This is a genomic window from Geobacillus sp. 47C-IIb, assembly GCF_014679705.1.
Lineage (GTDB): Bacteria > Bacillota > Bacilli > Bacillales > Anoxybacillaceae > Geobacillus > Geobacillus thermodenitrificans.
Genome location: NZ_CP061473.1, coordinates 1 through 16,187, shown reverse-complemented (window position 1 = coordinate 16,187; position 16,187 = coordinate 1). Strand labels below are relative to the sequence as shown.

The window sequence follows — 16,187 nt, the reverse complement described above, 5'->3', positions numbered from 1 at the left end:
TGCGCCCGGTCTAAGGCGCTTTTTTCTGTTTAAATCCCTCATTCTCATTTGTTTAACCGTTCCATCTCTTGATTGTGCATTGGCTTCAATCTTTCATCCCAATGCTAAATTCGTAACATTTGCTAGTGTCATTCAGGCTTCAGCGCACGGGGCGACTTCCCTTTTGCCGCTTGGACGAAGTGGAATCGATTCTTCCCTACGTTCTTTGCTGCGAACATCAAGCATCTTTTCAGCTTCTGTTGTTTCCGCCATACGGTTTCGCCGCGGCCGGTGCATCAAGATCATGGCCCCGCCAATCAATAGGCAAACCGCGCCGGCCCACCAAACGCGCTCAACAAACAAGGAAATGCCAAAGAAAATGAGAGCAAGGCCAAGCAGTCGATAAACTGACACGATTCTCTCCCCTTTTAGCCGCCCGCCACGTTTGGATTCCAACAAGCGGCGAAATCAAATGCATCAGGCCATTAGGCAGCCGTCAAGAAGTGAAAAGTGATGCTCCCGCCCGCGGGCTGCCCGGTTGGCGATAAAGACGTTCATTCCCATTTGTATTGTAGCAAACATTTCCAAAGGAAAATAGGGGTTTTTCTCATCAGGCTAGTGAAAACGATCATTCCCTGCCGTACAGCGGTTTTCAAAGGAAGCGAAGGTGAACCTTTCCATTGCAGAAGCTGTCTTTTGATCCGTATTCCTCATCCAATCACCAGCCTTTACAGTGCGGCAGCAGGAACCCGCTGTTTGGCAAACCGATATAAGACGCCTGTATGTTCCGGTTCGACCGCATGGACGCGGGCAGCAGGCACTCAATGAAACAACTTACTCTCAGCGACTTTTTCTTTGAACACCCGCATCCATCGGCTAAGCGGAGCTTGGAACGACAGGCCGGCTAAAAGCGCTGCGACCGCGAACAAACAGAGTCGCACCACATCGCGCCTCACGTTTTCCCATACGATGCCACCAACCGCCTCGCGCATCAAATCAATTGCGTACGTAAACGGCAACCAAGGATTCAACAGGCGAAAAAATGGGGGAATCAGCTCAACAGGGTACGTTCCCCCTGCTCCAGCGATTTGCAAGACAAGCAGGATAATCGCCATCGCTTTTCCCACATTGCCAAACAAAGACACCAAAGTAAAAATAATGACCGTAAATACCATGCCGGCCAGCAGGCCGAACATCACAAACCAGTGCGGATCACGAATGAAAATGTGAGGCAAAAACATGGCTGCACCAACCGTAACGACAAACGCCTGCAATAGATTGAGCGTCCAAAATGTGAGCAGTCGGCCGATATACATCGCTCGTGCCGTATTGCCGTTTTCTCTAAATGGGTCAATCACTAGCACTGAAACAAGCAACAACCCTCCAACCCAAATCGCTAGCACCGTATAAAACGGATTCATGCCCGATCCATAGTTCGGCAGCGGAAAGAGACGATAAGTTTTGACATCGACCGGATGGGCTAAAAAGGCACCTTTCGCCTGCGGATCTTGTTTCAATAAGTGGATGAGTTCATTGATGTCCGTTTCTGATTTCATTTTGGCGACTAACGCCGTCAATTCGCTAACATGGCGGGCAAGAAACGGATACTCCGTTTTTGCCGCCGTCAACCACTGTTCGGTTGCCTTAAGGTCACGGTCGGCGTTCGTAAATAGACGTTCAAGTCGAGAAATGACTCCAGCCATGTTTTCAAGTCTTTGCTTCGTCTGCTGAAAGAGCGGCGCCATTTCCGCCCATTTCGTTTGGATGAGCGGCAACGCCTGTTGTTCGTATGCTTGCCGAACGCCTTTCACAGCAGCGTCCACAGCCGCAGCTTGCGTTTGAACATGTTCAACTATCGTTTCAAATGATTGCCCAGCCGGTCTCATTGCCATGTCTTGCATGTCCGCAAACGTCTGACGCAAACGAATCAGCGCATTCCTTAGATGAGCAGGGCGATCGATATCCGCAGCTCCTTCTAGCCGATGCAGTGCATCGTCCAACTGGGACAAAAGCTGTTCGCCATCTGTTGCTATTGCCTTGCCGGTTGCTGCCCACCGTTCGAAATCATCATCAGAACGAGGCGGGGCAGCTGCCCACTGTTCCAACGAAACAGTGAGCTCTTCAAGAGTGCGCAGCCACGCTTCAGTCGGTGCCATAAACAGCCGGGGAGTTTCCTTTGTTTGAGCAAAAAACGTCCCGCCCCATCCAGCCACTCTCTCCCTTGATTGACTACCTGTTCCGCTTTCGGCAACAGCTGTTCTGCTCGTTGGATGAACTGCCTTGCCTGTGCAGCGTCACGACTGGCTTTATCGAGCTGCCTCTCAATTGTCGGCAAATCGTTTTGCAGTCGAAACAATAGCGTTTCAAAATGACGAATATCCGGGAGCTGTTGCTCAAGCGTCACTCCTGCTTCATGGAATAAGGAAAACAGCACTGTGTTGACAATCGCTGTAAACTCATCCCCGACTTGCGCCGACAGCGTGCTGACTCCGCGTTCAGTAATTTTCGGTACGATGGCGTTTCGTTTGTCGTTTTCATAGTAATGAATCACAGCTCGCTTTGGCCGGTCGCGGACAATGGTCGCCAAGTTGGCGGAAAAATCCTCGGGGATGACGATCGTCGCAAAATAGTCCCCTTTTCGTACGCCCTCCATTCCTTTGGCCTTTGTGACAAACTGCCAACCGAGGCGATGGTTGTTTCGAAGTGCGTTGATGATTTCTTTACCGGCATGGAATCGATGGCCGGCTAATTCCGCTCCACGGTCTTCATTGACGACACCAACGCGCAAGTTCACCGTATTATCATAAGGATCCAATGAGGCCTCCACATTGATCCATGCATAAAGCGATGGGAGAACGATCAGTCCGGCAGCCAATACAGCCGCGGCCCAATTGGTCGTCAGCTGCTTCAAATCGCTCATGTATATGGACAGAGCTTTTCTCATAACGGATCCGCTTTCCTTTCTTCGATGATAGATGACCTTTGTTAGTATGAGCGAATCCATGAAAACTAAACGAAACTGGGCCACTTATGTTCATTTACGGAAAAAAGCCAAAGCGCCAAAAATAGAAAGCCTAGGGCGGCTAGGCGCGTCAGATCAAACGGAATGCGCTGTCCGCCGAACAAACCAAAATGGTCAATCATCGAACTCATCACAAGCTGTCCGGCGATCACGGCAATCAACGAATTGGCCACGCCGACTTTCGGAACGATCAGCACGATGACAAATACGTAAAGGCGCCGAGAATGCCGCCCAGCAGCTGCCATTTCGGCACAGAAAACATGGCCAGCAACTCGCCTTTTCCGAAAAACAATTGCACTAAAAATAAAACGATCGTTCCGATGAAAAATGAAACGAACGACCCTTCCAACACCCCGACCCGCCTGCCAAGGCCGCCGTTCACCCCTGCCTGTATGGAGACGGCCATCCCGGCCGCTAGAGCCATCAGCATCCATAGCCACTTCATCTGTCTTTTATCCTCCCCTTTTCGCTATCCTTCTTCGACAAACGTCCACCTCGGCTTAAAGAAGCACGGACTGTCGCTTCTTTTACCCGCATCATCTAACTTGAATGCCCCTTCTTGCCAACCAAATCTAGCGTTCATGCAGCGGAAGCAAGCGCATTTCCCCAATATCGGTAAAAGTATTTGACATGGCGATGAAAAATCCTTCTTTTCGCCCAAACGAAAAGGAGAGGATACAAAAAACAGACGAATCTTCATGACAAAGATCCGTCTGCATGTCTGTCAATCTGAGTTCACCAACAAAAGGGAATGATTCATTTATCTTAGCGAGTCGTTGGTTCATTTGGCGTTGTAGCAACGAACAGGCGCAGCGACCAAAAAGCAGCGAGCACGATGGCTAACGCGATCATCATGCGGCCGAGTGCATTTTGTTGGCTGAGCAAGTAGCTGTTGCACACACGTACTGGCACAGATAAATACAACCAGCCCATGACAACGAGCATCGAAATCGCGTTCGTATGAACGATGCCGCGGGCGATCGGGTGAAGCCGTTTCCAGCTTAACGATAGCGGCATCCCTACAAGTAGCGGCAACATCATCCATTTGGCAAGCCGTAGCAACGGTTCGTTCAACGAAGCATCTACCGAACGCGGCAATAGCCAAAAAGTGAGGACGCTGATGGCCAACAGTAATCCAGGCAAGCCGTTTTCGTTCCAACAGTTGAGCCATTCGATGAAACGGCGGGGCAACGCGAAACCAAACAGCCAGCCGGCTACCACCAGCACGGGAATTTGCCCGAGCATGACGCCAATCATTGATGATTCCATCCAACGCAACACCGGCGGCAGCACGAGTATCGCCATGAAGAAAGCCCCGCCAACTGCATATCGTTTTCCACTCACTTTTTCACCACCTTAGAGGACGCCTCTTTGGCCAGCAGGTGATTCAGTTCAGCGATGACCGCTTGCGGATTGTTGTAATCAAAAATGCGGACGAGCCGCCTTTTTGTCGAGCAAATAAAACGCCGCGTTATGTTCATACCCGCCTTTTCCATCGGGGATCACAATGACTCCCATCATGTTTAATAGCCGTTGAAGTTCCCGCTCGTTTGGTACACGAGCCATACGCCAAGTGACGCCATCTGCCCCATAATGATGGGCGTGATGCATCAACATCTCCGGGGTATCGTTTTGGCTGTCGAAACTAATACTTAAAAACGAAAGACGATGACTATGCGGAGACTGGCGAATGGCATCATAAATGCGGCGCAAGTTCATCTCAACAACCGGGCACACATCGCTGCACCTTGTATATATAAAAGTGGCTAAAACCCATTGGCCGCGCTGATCTTGCCAAGAAAACGTATGACCGTTTTGATCCTCCAACTGAACGGCCGGAAGCAGTTTTGGCTCTTGCAAGATAGCAAGACGACGGGCGGTTTCGCTCGTAAACGCGCGAAACCCGTCCGTCCCGTGCCATAGAAGTCCAAACCCAAAAACAAGGGTGAGGACAATTGCTATGGTGTTACGCACGCGGCCCCACCTCAATATTTTGCTTTGCCTGAACGATGATCACGGAAACGAAAAGCGGTAAAGGAACACCGTGACCGCGGCGATAATGACAACGGCAAACACTGCTCCCATGCGGTCATACGGGACCCATTCCGGAAAATGCACAGCCCACCGCCGCGGTGCACTCACTTTACCGGAAAGCAAGAACGTGCCGCATAAACTGAGGAAGAAAACCGTATACACCCAGAAGCTGACCATATCCGCATAGCCGATTTTTCGCTCATTTCCGCGAATGAAATAATACATAAAACCGAATAACATAGAAACCGCGCCGACTCCCATATACATATGGAAATGTCCTGGCACCCATTTCGTGTTGTGCATCACATGGTTGATGACGATGGTCGCATCCGCAATCGCCGGTATAACGCCCGCAACCCAACCGAACATTGAAAGGAAGATGAAGCTTGACGCCCTATCCCATTCAATGCCGGAACGATAGACGATCATTAACGCGCCAAAGGCGGTCACGACCAAAACCGGCAAGCCATTCAAATAGGAAAATACTTGTCCGATAATCAACATCCATTTCGGCATGACAAAGTCCATCAATAAATGGTGCGGATAAACGATAATCGTAAACAACGTCGACATGTTCCACGCAATAAGGAAAATTTTGTATGATTTCCATGGACGATTTGTATATTTTGGCAAAATTTCATATACAGCGATTACTCCCATGTAAATGACCGAGTTGGCGAAAATATGTCCGAAGGCGTAAATCAAGTTTTTCGCCAGCAACGGATCCATTTCAATCGATGGTTGAAACAAATTGATTAAGCTCATGACTAGGACGCTCGCCCCGACCGTTAAAGAAACGAGATTGACAATCGAAACCATCGTGCTTGCCACTACCGTAGGCGGCGGACCGTAACCTTTCACTTTTCCGAGAATTTGCGGCCATCCAAGGCCGTGACCAAGGCTTCCGTATTCGCGAATAATGGCTCGCGACGTATCAAGATAAAGAAGCAAAAGCTGACACCAATCAGCAACATGCCAATCAAGTACAGGCTCGCTCCTGTTTTCCCCACATGCCGGCTGACATCGCCGGCAACGGGTACAAAACGTCCATGCTCCAGCGAAACGGAAGACAAAAATACTGATGGCTGTCATCACCGCCCCGTTAAAAACAACACGAAATGGGTCACAAAAATCGGAAACGATAAACGGACGTACTGGCGCAAAAGTACCACATAACCGCCGACGCAGCAAACGCAGCCGCTCCAACCATAAACGTGCCATGCGCGGTCATCATTTCATAAAATGTATCTTGTCCAAGCGGAATCATCTTTCCTTGTGCCAACAACATCAACAGCCCAAGCACCATCATAAGCAAAATCGCAATACCGCTGACGAACATGTACAAGGCGGTCATCTTCCGAACGTTCGCTTCCATTATTTCCCCTCCCCTTCTTGGGACGGCACGACGGTAATGGTCGCCGTCATCACATGGTGGCCGATGCCACAATATTCTAAACAAAGTACTTGATACGTCCCCGGCTTCTCAAACGTGTAATACATCGTATTGGTATACTTCGGCATGGCTTGCGTCTGGGCCAACAGTTCCATGTTTTCATCATAAATGCCGACTCCGTGATTGACATCTACGCTCGTCACTTGAAAGGCGATCGGCTCACCGACACGAAATTCATTTCGGCTTAATACAAAACCAAATTGCCGCGCTTCCACTTGAACAACGGTCGGATCGGCAGCATGCGCTGGCCTTTCAAACGGCAAATCGCGCAGCGTATAAAACGTCGCTAGACCCATGGCCGCAATGACGACCAAAAACCATACATTCCGGATCCGATAGCCTTTTTTCTGAATTGGCTCATATTCGGAGCGCTGGCCGGAATGAGCGACGACGTATAAAAAAACGAAAATGACAAACAAGATGAAAACAACGGAGATGACCCACGCTGCTTGTTGGTACATGGCTATCCATTCCCCCTTTTCCCTCGTCAAGATAGTTTCACTATAGGGCATGGTAGCGTTTTCTCACAGTTAACTTCATCACAAAACAGACAATTTTTCTCACAATTTGGATTTTTTGTCTGATGTGATAGAGTACACAGTTATGTGACAGCGGACTTGCTATAATGGGAGAAATGGTGTTAGGGGGAATGGAGATGAAATCGTTGGCTTTTTGGACCCTATGTACGACGTACTTTCTCATTGTATTTGGCGGGTATGTAGCGTCCTCGAATTCAGGAATGGGGTGTGGCCCCGACTGGCCGCTTTGCAACGGGGTGCTCATCCCGGTGTTAAAAGGAGCGACGCTGATCGAGTACGCCCATCGATTGATCGGCGCTTTGCTCGCGCTGTTGACGGTGATGCTTTGCCTTCGCTTATGGCGCTCTTCCCGAAGTGGAACGGATCGTTTTGTTTCAGCGGCCGCTGCGGTTTTGCTTGCCATCCAAATTATACTAGGGGCTTTCGTCGTTTGGTTTGACCTCCCGCCTATCGTCGTCACGACTCATTTCTTCATCGCGTTTCTCTTTTTAGGCTGTCTCCTTTGGATTTGGCGGCGCGCTCATCATTCTCCACACCTGCACCAACCAGTCAAGCGGACATCTATTGGAATAGAGGCGAAACGGCATATCCATCTTCTTTTCGTTTTGTTGGCAGCTACGTTGCTGCTTGGCGCCTATGTGAAACATCAACATTACGGTCTGTCATGCGGATGGCTGACATGCGGAGAACAACTATGGCCGTCCAATGAAGCCCAAATGTGGCAAACCGCCCATCGAACCGCCGCTGCTGCGACGGTGTTGTATACCATTTGGACGGCTTTTGTTGCGCACAAGCGCCGCTGGGGGCGCCCGCTAGAGCGACGACTTTTTGGCTGCAGCAGTCGGACTGCTGCAAGTAGTGATCGGAGTGATCACCGTTGCGACAGAAATTCGTCTTTCCTGGGCGATCATCCATTTGGCCGTCGGCACATGGCTCGCCTTGCTGTTGATCGACCTTAACATCTACTTACATATGTCTGTGTTAACAAGAAGATCGTCTGTCCCTAGACGGATGGGGGAACACCCCCGAACGCCCGCCCGTTAGACATCAAATATCAACCGAACAAAAGGCGAAGTCAACGCCAACGAGGGAAACGAGAACAACTGCCCACACCGGCCATTCCGAAAAATAGCCAAGGTGAGCCATCAGTCCGCCAAACGACGTCAAACCGAGGCAGCGGCGTGATTCCGACCTCACAGACGGAGCCGAGCTTGCCTGTTTGCTGGTTGACCTCAATAGCCATCTATCTCGGCCCTTCCGTTTGTGAGATGGTCATGCTACAATCATATCATCATTGACAAGAGGAGAGAGAACATCATGAACGTTCGAATGCTGGCAACAAACGGGTTAATCGCCGCTGTGTATATCGCGGTGACGATGCTCATCCAGCCGTTTGGCTTTACGAACATTCAGTTTCGCGCATCAGAACTATTAAACCACTTAGTCGTATTTCGCAAAACATACGCCATCGGCATCGTGCTTGGCGTCTTTTTCGCCAATTTATTTTTCTCACCGATCGTTGCGTATGATCTTGTATTTGGCGTCGGCCAATCGGTGTTGGCGCTTCTCATCACAATTGTTTCTATGCGCTATATTGAGAACGTTTGGGCTCGTATGGCGATCAATACGTTGTCGTTTACTGTCACCATGGGCATCATCGCCCTCGAACTGAAACTGGCGCTCGGCTTCCCATTTTGGCTCACATGGCTGACGACAGCCATCGGCGAGTTTGTCGTCATGGCAATCGGCGCGCCGATCATGTATGCTGTTGGCCGCCGTTTGGCACCGGGGATGTTCGATTCTGTCCATCAAAGCCGTTAGCAGCTCGTCTCGTTTGGCACAGCATATAGAGTGCCCGCCCTGTTAAATGGTGCATTCTTCATAGGCCCGCAAAGAAGGTGTTTACCAACTTTGCGGGCCTCAACATCTATTTTGACTATGGCATCGAACGAGTGGCCCATTCAATGAGTAGGGAAACAACGGCAAGCAAGCTGACTCCTGCTGTCGTCATTTTCAGCATGCCTCGCCATCTTGGCGATATGGATCTCCCCATACGAAGAACGGCAAGGCTGACAGCGATTGTGCCACCCCATATGAAGAGGCCAACTGGGGTAACAAGCTGGCGCCAATCGCTGATCCAATAGTAGATGACGGCCGCCTGACAGGCGAGCAGTACATACACGATGATTCTCATGGCTCTCCCCTATCTAACCGAAGTGCTGAACGGTTGGAATGAGCGGCGCCGGTTGTTCCACTCTTCTTACTCACTCAAAGCTATGCCGACAAATTCCGGTGACAATGATAGCAAAGCCGAGCAACGCTCACCGGTTCGGAAACGGAGCTGACAAGAACAGCACCTCGACCTCGCCAATGATGTCAAAAAGAATGGAACAACAAGGCCGATGGCTGTTTCTTGCATCGATTCCACCTCTTCTCTATTATAATTTTGGATTTTGTTGTTTTTATGTTGATTATTTAGAACATAGTTTTACTTAATATCGGAATGATTATTTTGCCACTTTTGCGGCAACAAACCGTAAAAAAAGCGTCCACGCAAGAAGGTGGACGCGCTTGGATGATCGTTTGCCGGCTATCATGAATGGAATCACGTTATGTTTGCTCCAAATCGATTGGAAAAGATGGGGCGATCAGGTCATCGCTCGCCTCGCAACACAGGAAAAATCATCCCGTTTTCCGCGTGTGTTGGTTTGCTTATTTCTTCAGTTCAATCGGCACCACTTTGCCTTTTTCCACCGCTCCAACGGTAATTTTCGATTCAAATCCGCCGTCCTCACCAACACTCGGGACGATATACACTTGCTTGTCTTCCGGGATGTTTTTCAACCCTTCGTTCATATGTTCGCGGATAGCAACCGGATCATCAACCGTGCCAGCTGCTTTCATCGCTTCGACAAAGGCGTAAAGAGCCAAGTAGTTATAGGCAGATTCCGAACTCGGTTCGGCATTGTATTTCGCTCGATAGTTTTCCGCAAATTGCGGGGCTCCCGCCTCTTTCGACTCAACAAGCGGCATGACGCCGATCGCTCCCTCAAGCATCTCGTAAGATCCGATGGTCCGCTTCATTTCATCTAACTTCGCTTGGTCCATGACAATAAAACCGCCTTTAAAACCGAGCTCACGCGCCTGTTTCACCACTTTCGCCGTCGGTTCCGACGGTCCACCGATAAATAAGACGTCCGGCTTTTCTTTCAATGCGTTCGTGATGATCGTGAAGAAATCGGTGTCTTTGGTGAAGTCAATGGATGTGTTGTAAACAACTTCTCCGCCTTGTTTTTCCCAATATGGTAACAGTTGTTCCGTCCAATCTTTCCCATATTGCGTCGCCGTCGGCAAAGCAGCCAGCTTTTTGCCAAATCGCTTTATCACATAGTCGGTAAATGTTGGAATGTACCCATCATACCGCGGCGGAATACGTATCGTCATCTTGTTCCCTGTTTCTGTAATTTTCGGCTCGCTTGTATAGGCCGCGATAATGAAATTGTCCGTTTGGTTGAACACTTGCATCGCCATGACGCCGCTGCGGAGTGAAGATGATTGGCGTATGATGTTCTTGGACAAGCCGTTTTGCATTTGCCGCTGTTTCGTTCGGCAAATATTTGTCGTCTAATGATACAACATTAATTTGATAAGTTTTTCCATTCACTTCAAACCCGCCGTTCTTATTGATTTCTTCCGCTGCCATTTTCACGCCGTTTAATGTCCGCTCCCCGTAGTAGGCAGCTGGTCCGCTTAACGGGCCGCTGTAACCAATATTGACGACGTTCTTCCCGTCGTCATTGTTGCCGCTGTCGGCATGATTGTTCGTCGTCGAGCTGTTGCACCCCGCAAGCATCAACGCCATGACCGCTGTCATCATAGCGGCGATCGGCCATTTTCTTTTTTCATTCTGCTCCCCCATTTTTATACCGAATATTCAGATGAATGAAGGTAGTACTCGTTGCTCACCTCCTTTCATCGTTGATGGATTAGCATCTTTTGGCGTTCATGACGGACTGAAACTCGTCCATAAACGTCTGTAGAAATGTCCTAGCAGTGACATGTCATGTTCCGATGTACGCTTTGCGGACATCGTCATTGGCGAGTAGTTCCTCTGCTGTTCCTGATGCGACGATCGTTCCGTTTTCAAATACATAGCCTTGATGAGCAATGGATAGTGCCGCATGAGCATTTTGTTCAGCGAGCAAAATCGTCGTCCCTTCTTCGTTAATTTGTTTAATCGTTGCAAACATTTGTTCAACGATGAGGGGGCAAGCCCGATCGACGGCTCGTCAAGCAAGAGCACCGCAGGACGCGACATTAAGGCGCGGCCGATAGCGAGCATTGCTGCTGGCCGCCGCTAAGCGATCCAGCCGTCTCATTTCGCTTTTCATGCAAAATCGGAAACAGCTCATATACATGTTCGATTGAACGGCGGATGCCTTCTTTATCTTTTCGATGAACGTACGCACCCATCAGCAAATTTTCGTATACACTCATGCGGGCAAACAGTTTGCGCCCCTCGGCGCATTGCACGACACCGCGCTGAACGATCCGATCAGGCGGCAGTGAGTCGATGCGCTCTCCGTCAAGGCGAATTTCGCCTTGCGCTGGTTTATGCAATCCGCTAATTGTGCGAAACAGCGTGCTTTTCCCAGCTCCGTTGGCGCCAAGCAACACCGCGATTTCCCCGACCTAACGGAAAACGTCACATCGCGAATCGCCGTGAAGCTGCCGTAGCGGACAGACACGTTTGTCACTTCAAGCAACGGTGCTCCCCCCCCTAAATACGCTTGAATGACCGCCTCGTTATTTTGCACTTCTTCCGGCGTCCCTTCGGCAATTTTTTCGCCGTAATTCAGCACCATAATGCGGTCAGCGATTTTCATAATCATCGACATTTTATGTTCAATAAGACAAACCGTCAGGCCGCCCTCGACCATTTTGACGATCAGCTCTTCCAATCCTTCTGTTTCGTCTGGGTTGACGCCGGCAGCCGGTTCGTCAAGCAAGACAAGCTCTGGGTCGGTCGCCAAGGCGAGCGCAAACGCCACTCGCTTCTTCTGTTCTTGCGACAAATTCGCAACGAGCCGATCCGCCACACCGGTGAGCCCAACGAAATCGAGCACTTCCATCGCTTTTTCTTTACACGCCTGCTCCTCGCGGCGATGTCGTTTTGTACGCAAAATGGCGTCAAACAAATTCGATTCGGTGCGAAGCCGATGGCCGATGATGACGTTGTCCATCACCGTCGACTGTTCAAACAAATGGGTCGTTTGAAACGTGCGGGCGATGCCGAGTTTCGCCCGCTCATTCGCCGGCAGGCGGGTAATGTCGCGTCCTTTAAACGTAATCGTCCCGGATGTCGGCCGGTGCAAGCCGCTAATCAAATTGAAGAACGTCGATTTACCGGCACCGTTCGGGCCGATGATGGCGTTGATTTTCCCTTGTTCGACGGAAAATGTGACGTCATTGACCGCCAACAACCCACCGAATCGTTTCGTCAACCGTTCGACGTGCAAAAACATGTTTATCCCTCCTTGACGTACCGACCGTCTCGTCCTTGGCGCGAGGCAGCTAGTTCAGCAGCGGTCTGGTTGGCCTCCCGTTCAAGGCGCCGCGCCTCTGCACGCTTCGCTTGATAACGGATGAAGCCGCCAGCAATGCCGTGCGGATAAAAGATGATTAAAAGTGTCAACACCGGGCCAAAATGAGCATTCGATAGTCTTGCAAAATTGCAACTGCTGCGATAAAAACGTGATCAACAGCGTGCCGACAACCGGTCCGGCCAGCGTACCGATACCGCCGACAAGCAAGTACGTTAAAAAGTCAAACATGACAGTGACATACGCGATATCCGGTCCAAGAAAACGGATGAATGATGCATACAGCGCCCCAGCAAGCGAAGTGAAAAGACCGACAAAACGAATGAGGCGAGCTTGTTTTTCATCGTTGAGATGCCAAGCGTCAATGCGAGCTCCTCGCTGTTGCGAATCGCGATATACGTCCTTCCAGTCAGCGAATAGACGAGCCGGTACATCACAAATATGACGGCGAACAAGAAAAACAAAACTAAATAATATTGGGCAACCGGTGTCTGAAACGACAGCGGTCCGATGTCGCTTGGCGCCGGAATGCCGATGAATCCACGCACTCCGCCGGTTAGGCTGTCCCATTTATCAATCACTAAATAAATGATATATCCGACACATAGTGTATAAATGGCGAAAAAGTGCTCTTTCGTCCGCAAGGCGACCAGTCCGATGGCAAGGCCAAGCAGCGATGTGAATGCACATGAGAGCGCGAACGCCCCAAAACGGCAGTCCGACCTTCACGGTCAAAATGCCAAGCGTATAGGCGCCAACGGCAAAAATCCAGCGTGGGCAAGCGACAAATACCCGGTGTAGCCAGCAAATAAGTTCAACCCGTAAACGGCGATCATCCAAATAAAGGACATCGTCATCATGTGCAGTAATAGCCGTTGGCCACAAGCAACGGGAGGGCAAGTGCCAACACCGCAAGAACAGCGAGCCATAGGTGTCGTTTTCGAAAACGGCCATCAATGTCCCTCCTTGGCAAATAGTCCGTTCGGTTTGACCGTTAAAATGATGACAAGAATGGCGAAAGCAATAATGTCTTTATAGTCGTTCGACACGTATGTTGCCCCTAAGCTTTCACTAAACCCTAAAATATAGCCGCCGACAATCGCGCCGGGGATGCTTCCCATGCCGCCGAGAATGATGATGACAAACGCTTTCAAGATGACGAGATGACCCATACCGGGAAACACGAGGTTGATCGGCGAAGCGAGCGAAGCGGCGAGTGCTGCCAAACCGCCGGAAAGAAGGAACGTCATCATGGCGACTTTGTTTGTGTTAATGCCGACTAAGTTCGCTCCTTCGCGGTTTTGCGCCATCGCAATGATCGAAGCACCGATGAATGTCTTTTTCAGGAAGAGGTAGAGCAGCATCATGATGACAACAGTGGATGCGATGATGAGGATGCGTTGAACAGTGAGTGTCAAGCCGAAAACAGTGACAACATTCCCATATGGCGTCGGCATCGTTTGATAGTCCGCCCCCAGACGAATTGGGCAAATGCTTCCAAAAACAACAAAATACCGATCGCCGCAATCTTATCGTGAAGCGGCGGCGCATCACGGAGTGGATAAAACACCAATCGTTCCATCAAGACACCGAGCAGCCCGACTACGACCATCGACACAACAATGGCAAGCCCATACGGCAGCCCGGCTTGGCTCATCGCGGTGAGCGTAACATACCCTCCCATCATATAAAGCGCGCCGTGGGCAAAGTTTGGAATATGCAAAATGCCGTAGACGAGCGTTAAGCCTAAGGCGACAAGACTGTAAACGCTTCCAACAGTCAGCCCGTTTATGAGCTGCTGGATAAACAATTCCACCCCGATCCCCTTATCTCTTGCACCGAAAACAGGTGAACAACTTGAACAGTTCGATAGAACCTATCGTTTTGGCCGTTCCTGCCCTCGAATGCCGTTTAAAATTAAGTCGACATAAATGTCGGTTAACTCCTCTTCGGAAACGCTCCCGTCCGGTTGAAACCAGTAGTAGCTCCAATTCGTGATGCCAAGCAGGCCGAACGTGATCATTTCTGCATGAAGCGACGGCTTAAATTCGCCGCGGGCGACCCCTTCCTGGATGAGCTGTTCATACTGCTTGCGGAACGCCCGCCGCTTCGCGGATTTCCTTCAAATGTTCATCAGCCAAATGCCGCATCTCGCGAAAGAAAATGCGGGCGCTTTTCTTCCGTGTGCGAATGTTGCGAATCACCATATAGACGATCGCATGCAGTTTTTCTGTACAGCTCTTCTCGGGTTCCTGCAGCAGGCGACTCTGCTGGTCAAGCAAATCTTCGATATAGGAGATGCATATATCGCGCAACAGTTCTTCTTTGCTTCTGTAATAGTAATAGAACGCCCCTTTGTTGCCCCGACCGCTTCGACGATTTCCTGTACAGACGTTTCTTTGAACCCTTTGCGGTCAAATAGCTCTATGCTGGCTTCCATCAGTTTTCTTTCATATCCATTGTCTCCATGTGTTCAGGCTCGTTCAATGATCGTCGCGATCCCTTGGCCGCCGCCGATGCACGCCGTAATGAGGGCGTATGTCCCACCGCGACGCTTTAGTTCATACACGGCTTTCGTAATCAAATTGCACCCGTCGCACCAAGCGGATGGCCGTGGGCGATGGCGCCGCCGTTGACATTTACTTTTTCCGGATTCATCTCAAGCTCGCGGTCACAGGCGATCACCTGAGCGGCAAACGCTTCATTAATTTCGATGATATCCATCTCATCAAGCGTCAGTCCAACCTTTTCAAGCACCTTTCTTGTCGCTGGTACCGGACCGATGCCCATAATGTTCGGGTCGACTCCGGCGACCGCATAGGCGACGGCAAGCGGTGTTAAGCCGAGCTGTTCCGCTTTTTCCCGCGACATGACGACGAGTGCAGCAGCGGCGTCATTGAGTCCCGAACTATTCCCTGCCGTCACTGTTCCGCCTTCCAAAAACGCCGGCGGCAGTTTCGCGAGTGCTTCCATCGTCGTGTTCGGACGCGGGTGTTCATCCGTATCGAAGACAAACGGCCCCTTTTTCACCGGAACGGTAATCGGCACAATTTGTTCGTCAAACCGCCCTTCTTGCATAGCACGCGCCATGCGCTGCTGGCTGCGCAGGGCAAAGGCATCTTGTTCTTCACGACTGATGCCGTATTTTTTCACTAAATTTTCTGCCGTGATGCCCATCGGCGGGTCGCCAATCTCTTTCGGCGACAACTGCGATTTACGGGCTTGGCGGCGTCGAACTGTACGGCTTTTCCGGGCGGTCCATCAAATACGGCGCGCGGCTCATGCTTTCCACCCCTCCAGCGATATAGACGTCCCCGTCGCCTGCCCAAATGGCTTGCGCGCTAAATTGACGGCATTAATGCCTGAACCGCATTGGCGGTCGACGGTCAGCCCGGTCAGCTCAAGCGACAGCCCCGTCTGCAACGCCGTCAGCCGGGCAATGTTGCCACCGCCGCTTAAGACATTGCCCATGATGACATCAGCGACAAGTTCCGGGCCGATGTTCGCCCGCCGCATCGCTTCTTTGATGACTTCCGCACCGTAAACGTGCGCTGGCA

Annotated in this window: 13 protein-coding genes and 8 pseudogenes; 2 read left to right on the top strand and 19 right to left on the bottom strand. The window is 50.6% G+C overall.

Annotated elements, in window-relative coordinates; translation table 11 throughout:
* Window positions 1-132 precede the first annotated feature (132 nt).
* The 10 genes and pseudogenes from IC804_RS00100 to IC804_RS00060 form a co-directional block, all read right to left on the bottom strand.
* The gene (locus IC804_RS00100; protein WP_190300641.1) at window positions 133-393 is read right to left on the bottom strand and encodes a hypothetical protein; all 261 of its coding nucleotides are present in this window, start codon (window positions 391-393) and stop codon (window positions 133-135) included.
* Window positions 394-800: 407 nt separating this feature from the next.
* A complete protein-coding gene (locus IC804_RS18355) occupies window positions 801-1,535 on the bottom strand; it encodes a YhgE/Pip family protein (RefSeq protein ID WP_223812963.1) in 735 nt (244 codons plus the stop codon).
* Between the two features lie 473 nt (window positions 1,536-2,008).
* The gene (locus IC804_RS18350) at window positions 2,009-2,899 is read right to left on the bottom strand and encodes a YhgE/Pip domain-containing protein (protein ID WP_223812855.1); all 891 of its coding nucleotides are present in this window, start codon (window positions 2,897-2,899) and stop codon (window positions 2,009-2,011) included.
* Between the two features lie 89 nt (window positions 2,900-2,988).
* A pseudogene (locus IC804_RS00090) lies at window positions 2,989-3,446 on the bottom strand (DMT family transporter).
* Window positions 3,447-3,573: 127 nt separating this feature from the next.
* Window positions 3,574-3,786, bottom strand: a complete 213-nt coding sequence (locus IC804_RS00085) for a hypothetical protein (protein ID WP_190300637.1) — start codon at window positions 3,784-3,786, stop codon at window positions 3,574-3,576.
* The gene (locus IC804_RS00080) at window positions 3,767-4,345 is read right to left on the bottom strand and encodes a hypothetical protein (RefSeq protein ID WP_008879185.1); all 579 of its coding nucleotides are present in this window, start codon (window positions 4,343-4,345) and stop codon (window positions 3,767-3,769) included. Before IC804_RS00080 ends, IC804_RS00085 begins: the two co-directional genes overlap by 20 nt.
* Window positions 4,346-4,423: 78 nt before the next feature.
* The gene (locus tag IC804_RS00075) at window positions 4,424-4,975 is read right to left on the bottom strand and encodes an SCO family protein (RefSeq protein WP_223812854.1); all 552 of its coding nucleotides are present in this window, start codon (window positions 4,973-4,975) and stop codon (window positions 4,424-4,426) included.
* A 39-nt stretch (window positions 4,976-5,014) separates the two neighbouring features.
* Window positions 5,015-6,127, bottom strand: a complete 1,113-nt coding sequence (locus tag IC804_RS00070; protein WP_190300640.1) for a cbb3-type cytochrome c oxidase subunit I — start codon at window positions 6,125-6,127, stop codon at window positions 5,015-5,017.
* A gap of 31 nt (window positions 6,128-6,158) precedes the next feature.
* Window positions 6,159-6,410 carry a hypothetical protein gene (locus tag IC804_RS00065; RefSeq protein WP_190300639.1) on the bottom strand — a complete coding sequence of 84 codons (252 nt, stop codon included), beginning with the start codon at window positions 6,408-6,410 and terminating at the stop codon, window positions 6,159-6,161.
* Window positions 6,410-6,949 (bottom strand): cupredoxin domain-containing protein, encoded by a 540-nt coding sequence (locus IC804_RS00060; RefSeq protein ID WP_008879188.1) that lies wholly within the window; start codon window positions 6,947-6,949, stop codon window positions 6,410-6,412. The genes IC804_RS00065 and IC804_RS00060 overlap by 1 nt, the downstream gene beginning before the upstream one ends.
* Window positions 6,950-7,143: 194 nt before the next feature.
* On the opposite strand from IC804_RS00060, the gene IC804_RS00055 reads away from it, so the two are divergent.
* Complete coding sequence (locus IC804_RS00055) at window positions 7,144-7,986, top strand: COX15/CtaA family protein (RefSeq protein ID WP_223812853.1); 843 nt, start codon at window positions 7,144-7,146, stop codon at window positions 7,984-7,986.
* 88 nt (window positions 7,987-8,074) lie between these two features.
* Here the strand turns inward: IC804_RS00055 and IC804_RS00050 are convergent, their stop codons facing one another.
* Complete coding sequence (locus IC804_RS00050) at window positions 8,075-8,224, bottom strand: hypothetical protein (RefSeq protein WP_155121001.1); 150 nt, start codon at window positions 8,222-8,224, stop codon at window positions 8,075-8,077.
* Window positions 8,225-8,344: 120 nt separating this feature from the next.
* Between IC804_RS00050 and IC804_RS00045 the strand changes: the two genes are divergently transcribed.
* A complete protein-coding gene (locus IC804_RS00045) occupies window positions 8,345-8,848 on the top strand; it encodes a QueT transporter family protein (protein WP_008879190.1) in 504 nt (167 codons plus the stop codon).
* A 115-nt stretch (window positions 8,849-8,963) separates the two neighbouring features.
* Here IC804_RS00045 and IC804_RS00040 read toward each other — a convergent pair whose 3' ends face one another.
* The 8 genes and pseudogenes from IC804_RS00040 to IC804_RS00005 form a co-directional block, all read right to left on the bottom strand.
* Window positions 8,964-9,221 (bottom strand): hypothetical protein, encoded by a 258-nt coding sequence (locus tag IC804_RS00040; protein ID WP_008879191.1) that lies wholly within the window; start codon window positions 9,219-9,221, stop codon window positions 8,964-8,966.
* A 518-nt stretch (window positions 9,222-9,739) separates the two neighbouring features.
* Window positions 9,740-10,946: pseudogene (locus IC804_RS00035) on the bottom strand (ABC transporter substrate-binding protein).
* A 142-nt stretch (window positions 10,947-11,088) separates the two neighbouring features.
* Window positions 11,089-11,793, bottom strand: a pseudogene (locus tag IC804_RS00030) (ABC transporter ATP-binding protein).
* 3 nt (window positions 11,794-11,796) lie between these two features.
* A pseudogene (locus IC804_RS00025) lies at window positions 11,797-12,552 on the bottom strand (ABC transporter ATP-binding protein); the annotation flags it as partial.
* A 2-nt stretch (window positions 12,553-12,554) separates the two neighbouring features.
* Window positions 12,555-13,588 (bottom strand): annotated as a pseudogene (locus IC804_RS00020) (branched-chain amino acid ABC transporter permease).
* Window positions 13,584-14,446, bottom strand: a pseudogene (locus IC804_RS00015) (branched-chain amino acid ABC transporter permease). The pseudogenes IC804_RS00020 and IC804_RS00015 overlap by 5 nt, the downstream one beginning before the upstream one ends.
* Before the next feature lie 60 nt (window positions 14,447-14,506).
* Window positions 14,507-15,070, bottom strand: a pseudogene (locus IC804_RS00010) (TetR/AcrR family transcriptional regulator).
* Window positions 15,071-15,103: 33 nt separating this feature from the next.
* A pseudogene (locus IC804_RS00005) lies at window positions 15,104-16,185 on the bottom strand (acetyl-CoA C-acyltransferase); the annotation flags it as partial.
* Between the last annotated feature and the right edge of the window lie 2 nt (window positions 16,186-16,187).

Coding starts and splice junctions, on each gene's coding strand:
- IC804_RS18350 (WP_223812855.1), bottom strand. CDS start 2,899: ATGAGCGATTTGAAGCAGCTGACGACCAATTGGGCCGCGGCTGTATTG.
- IC804_RS00065 (WP_190300639.1), bottom strand. CDS start 6,410: ATGGAAGCGAACGTTCGGAAGATGACCGCCTTGTACATGTTCGTCAGC.
- IC804_RS00055 (WP_223812853.1), top strand. CDS start 7,144: ATGAAATCGTTGGCTTTTTGGACCCTATGTACGACGTACTTTCTCATT.
- IC804_RS00040 (WP_008879191.1), bottom strand. CDS start 9,221: ATGAGAATCATCGTGTATGTACTGCTCGCCTGTCAGGCGGCCGTCATC.
- IC804_RS00085 (WP_190300637.1), bottom strand. CDS start 3,786: ATGAACCAACGACTCGCTAAGATAAATGAATCATTCCCTTTTGTTGGT.
- IC804_RS00060 (WP_008879188.1), bottom strand. CDS start 6,949: ATGTACCAACAAGCAGCGTGGGTCATCTCCGTTGTTTTCATCTTGTTT.
- IC804_RS18355 (WP_223812963.1), bottom strand. CDS start 1,535: ATGAAATCAGAAACGGACATCAATGAACTCATCCACTTATTGAAACAA.
- IC804_RS00045 (WP_008879190.1), top strand. CDS start 8,345: ATGAACGTTCGAATGCTGGCAACAAACGGGTTAATCGCCGCTGTGTAT.
- IC804_RS00070 (WP_190300640.1), bottom strand. CDS start 6,127: ATGACAGCCATCAGTATTTTTGTCTTCCGTTTCGCTGGAGCATGGACG.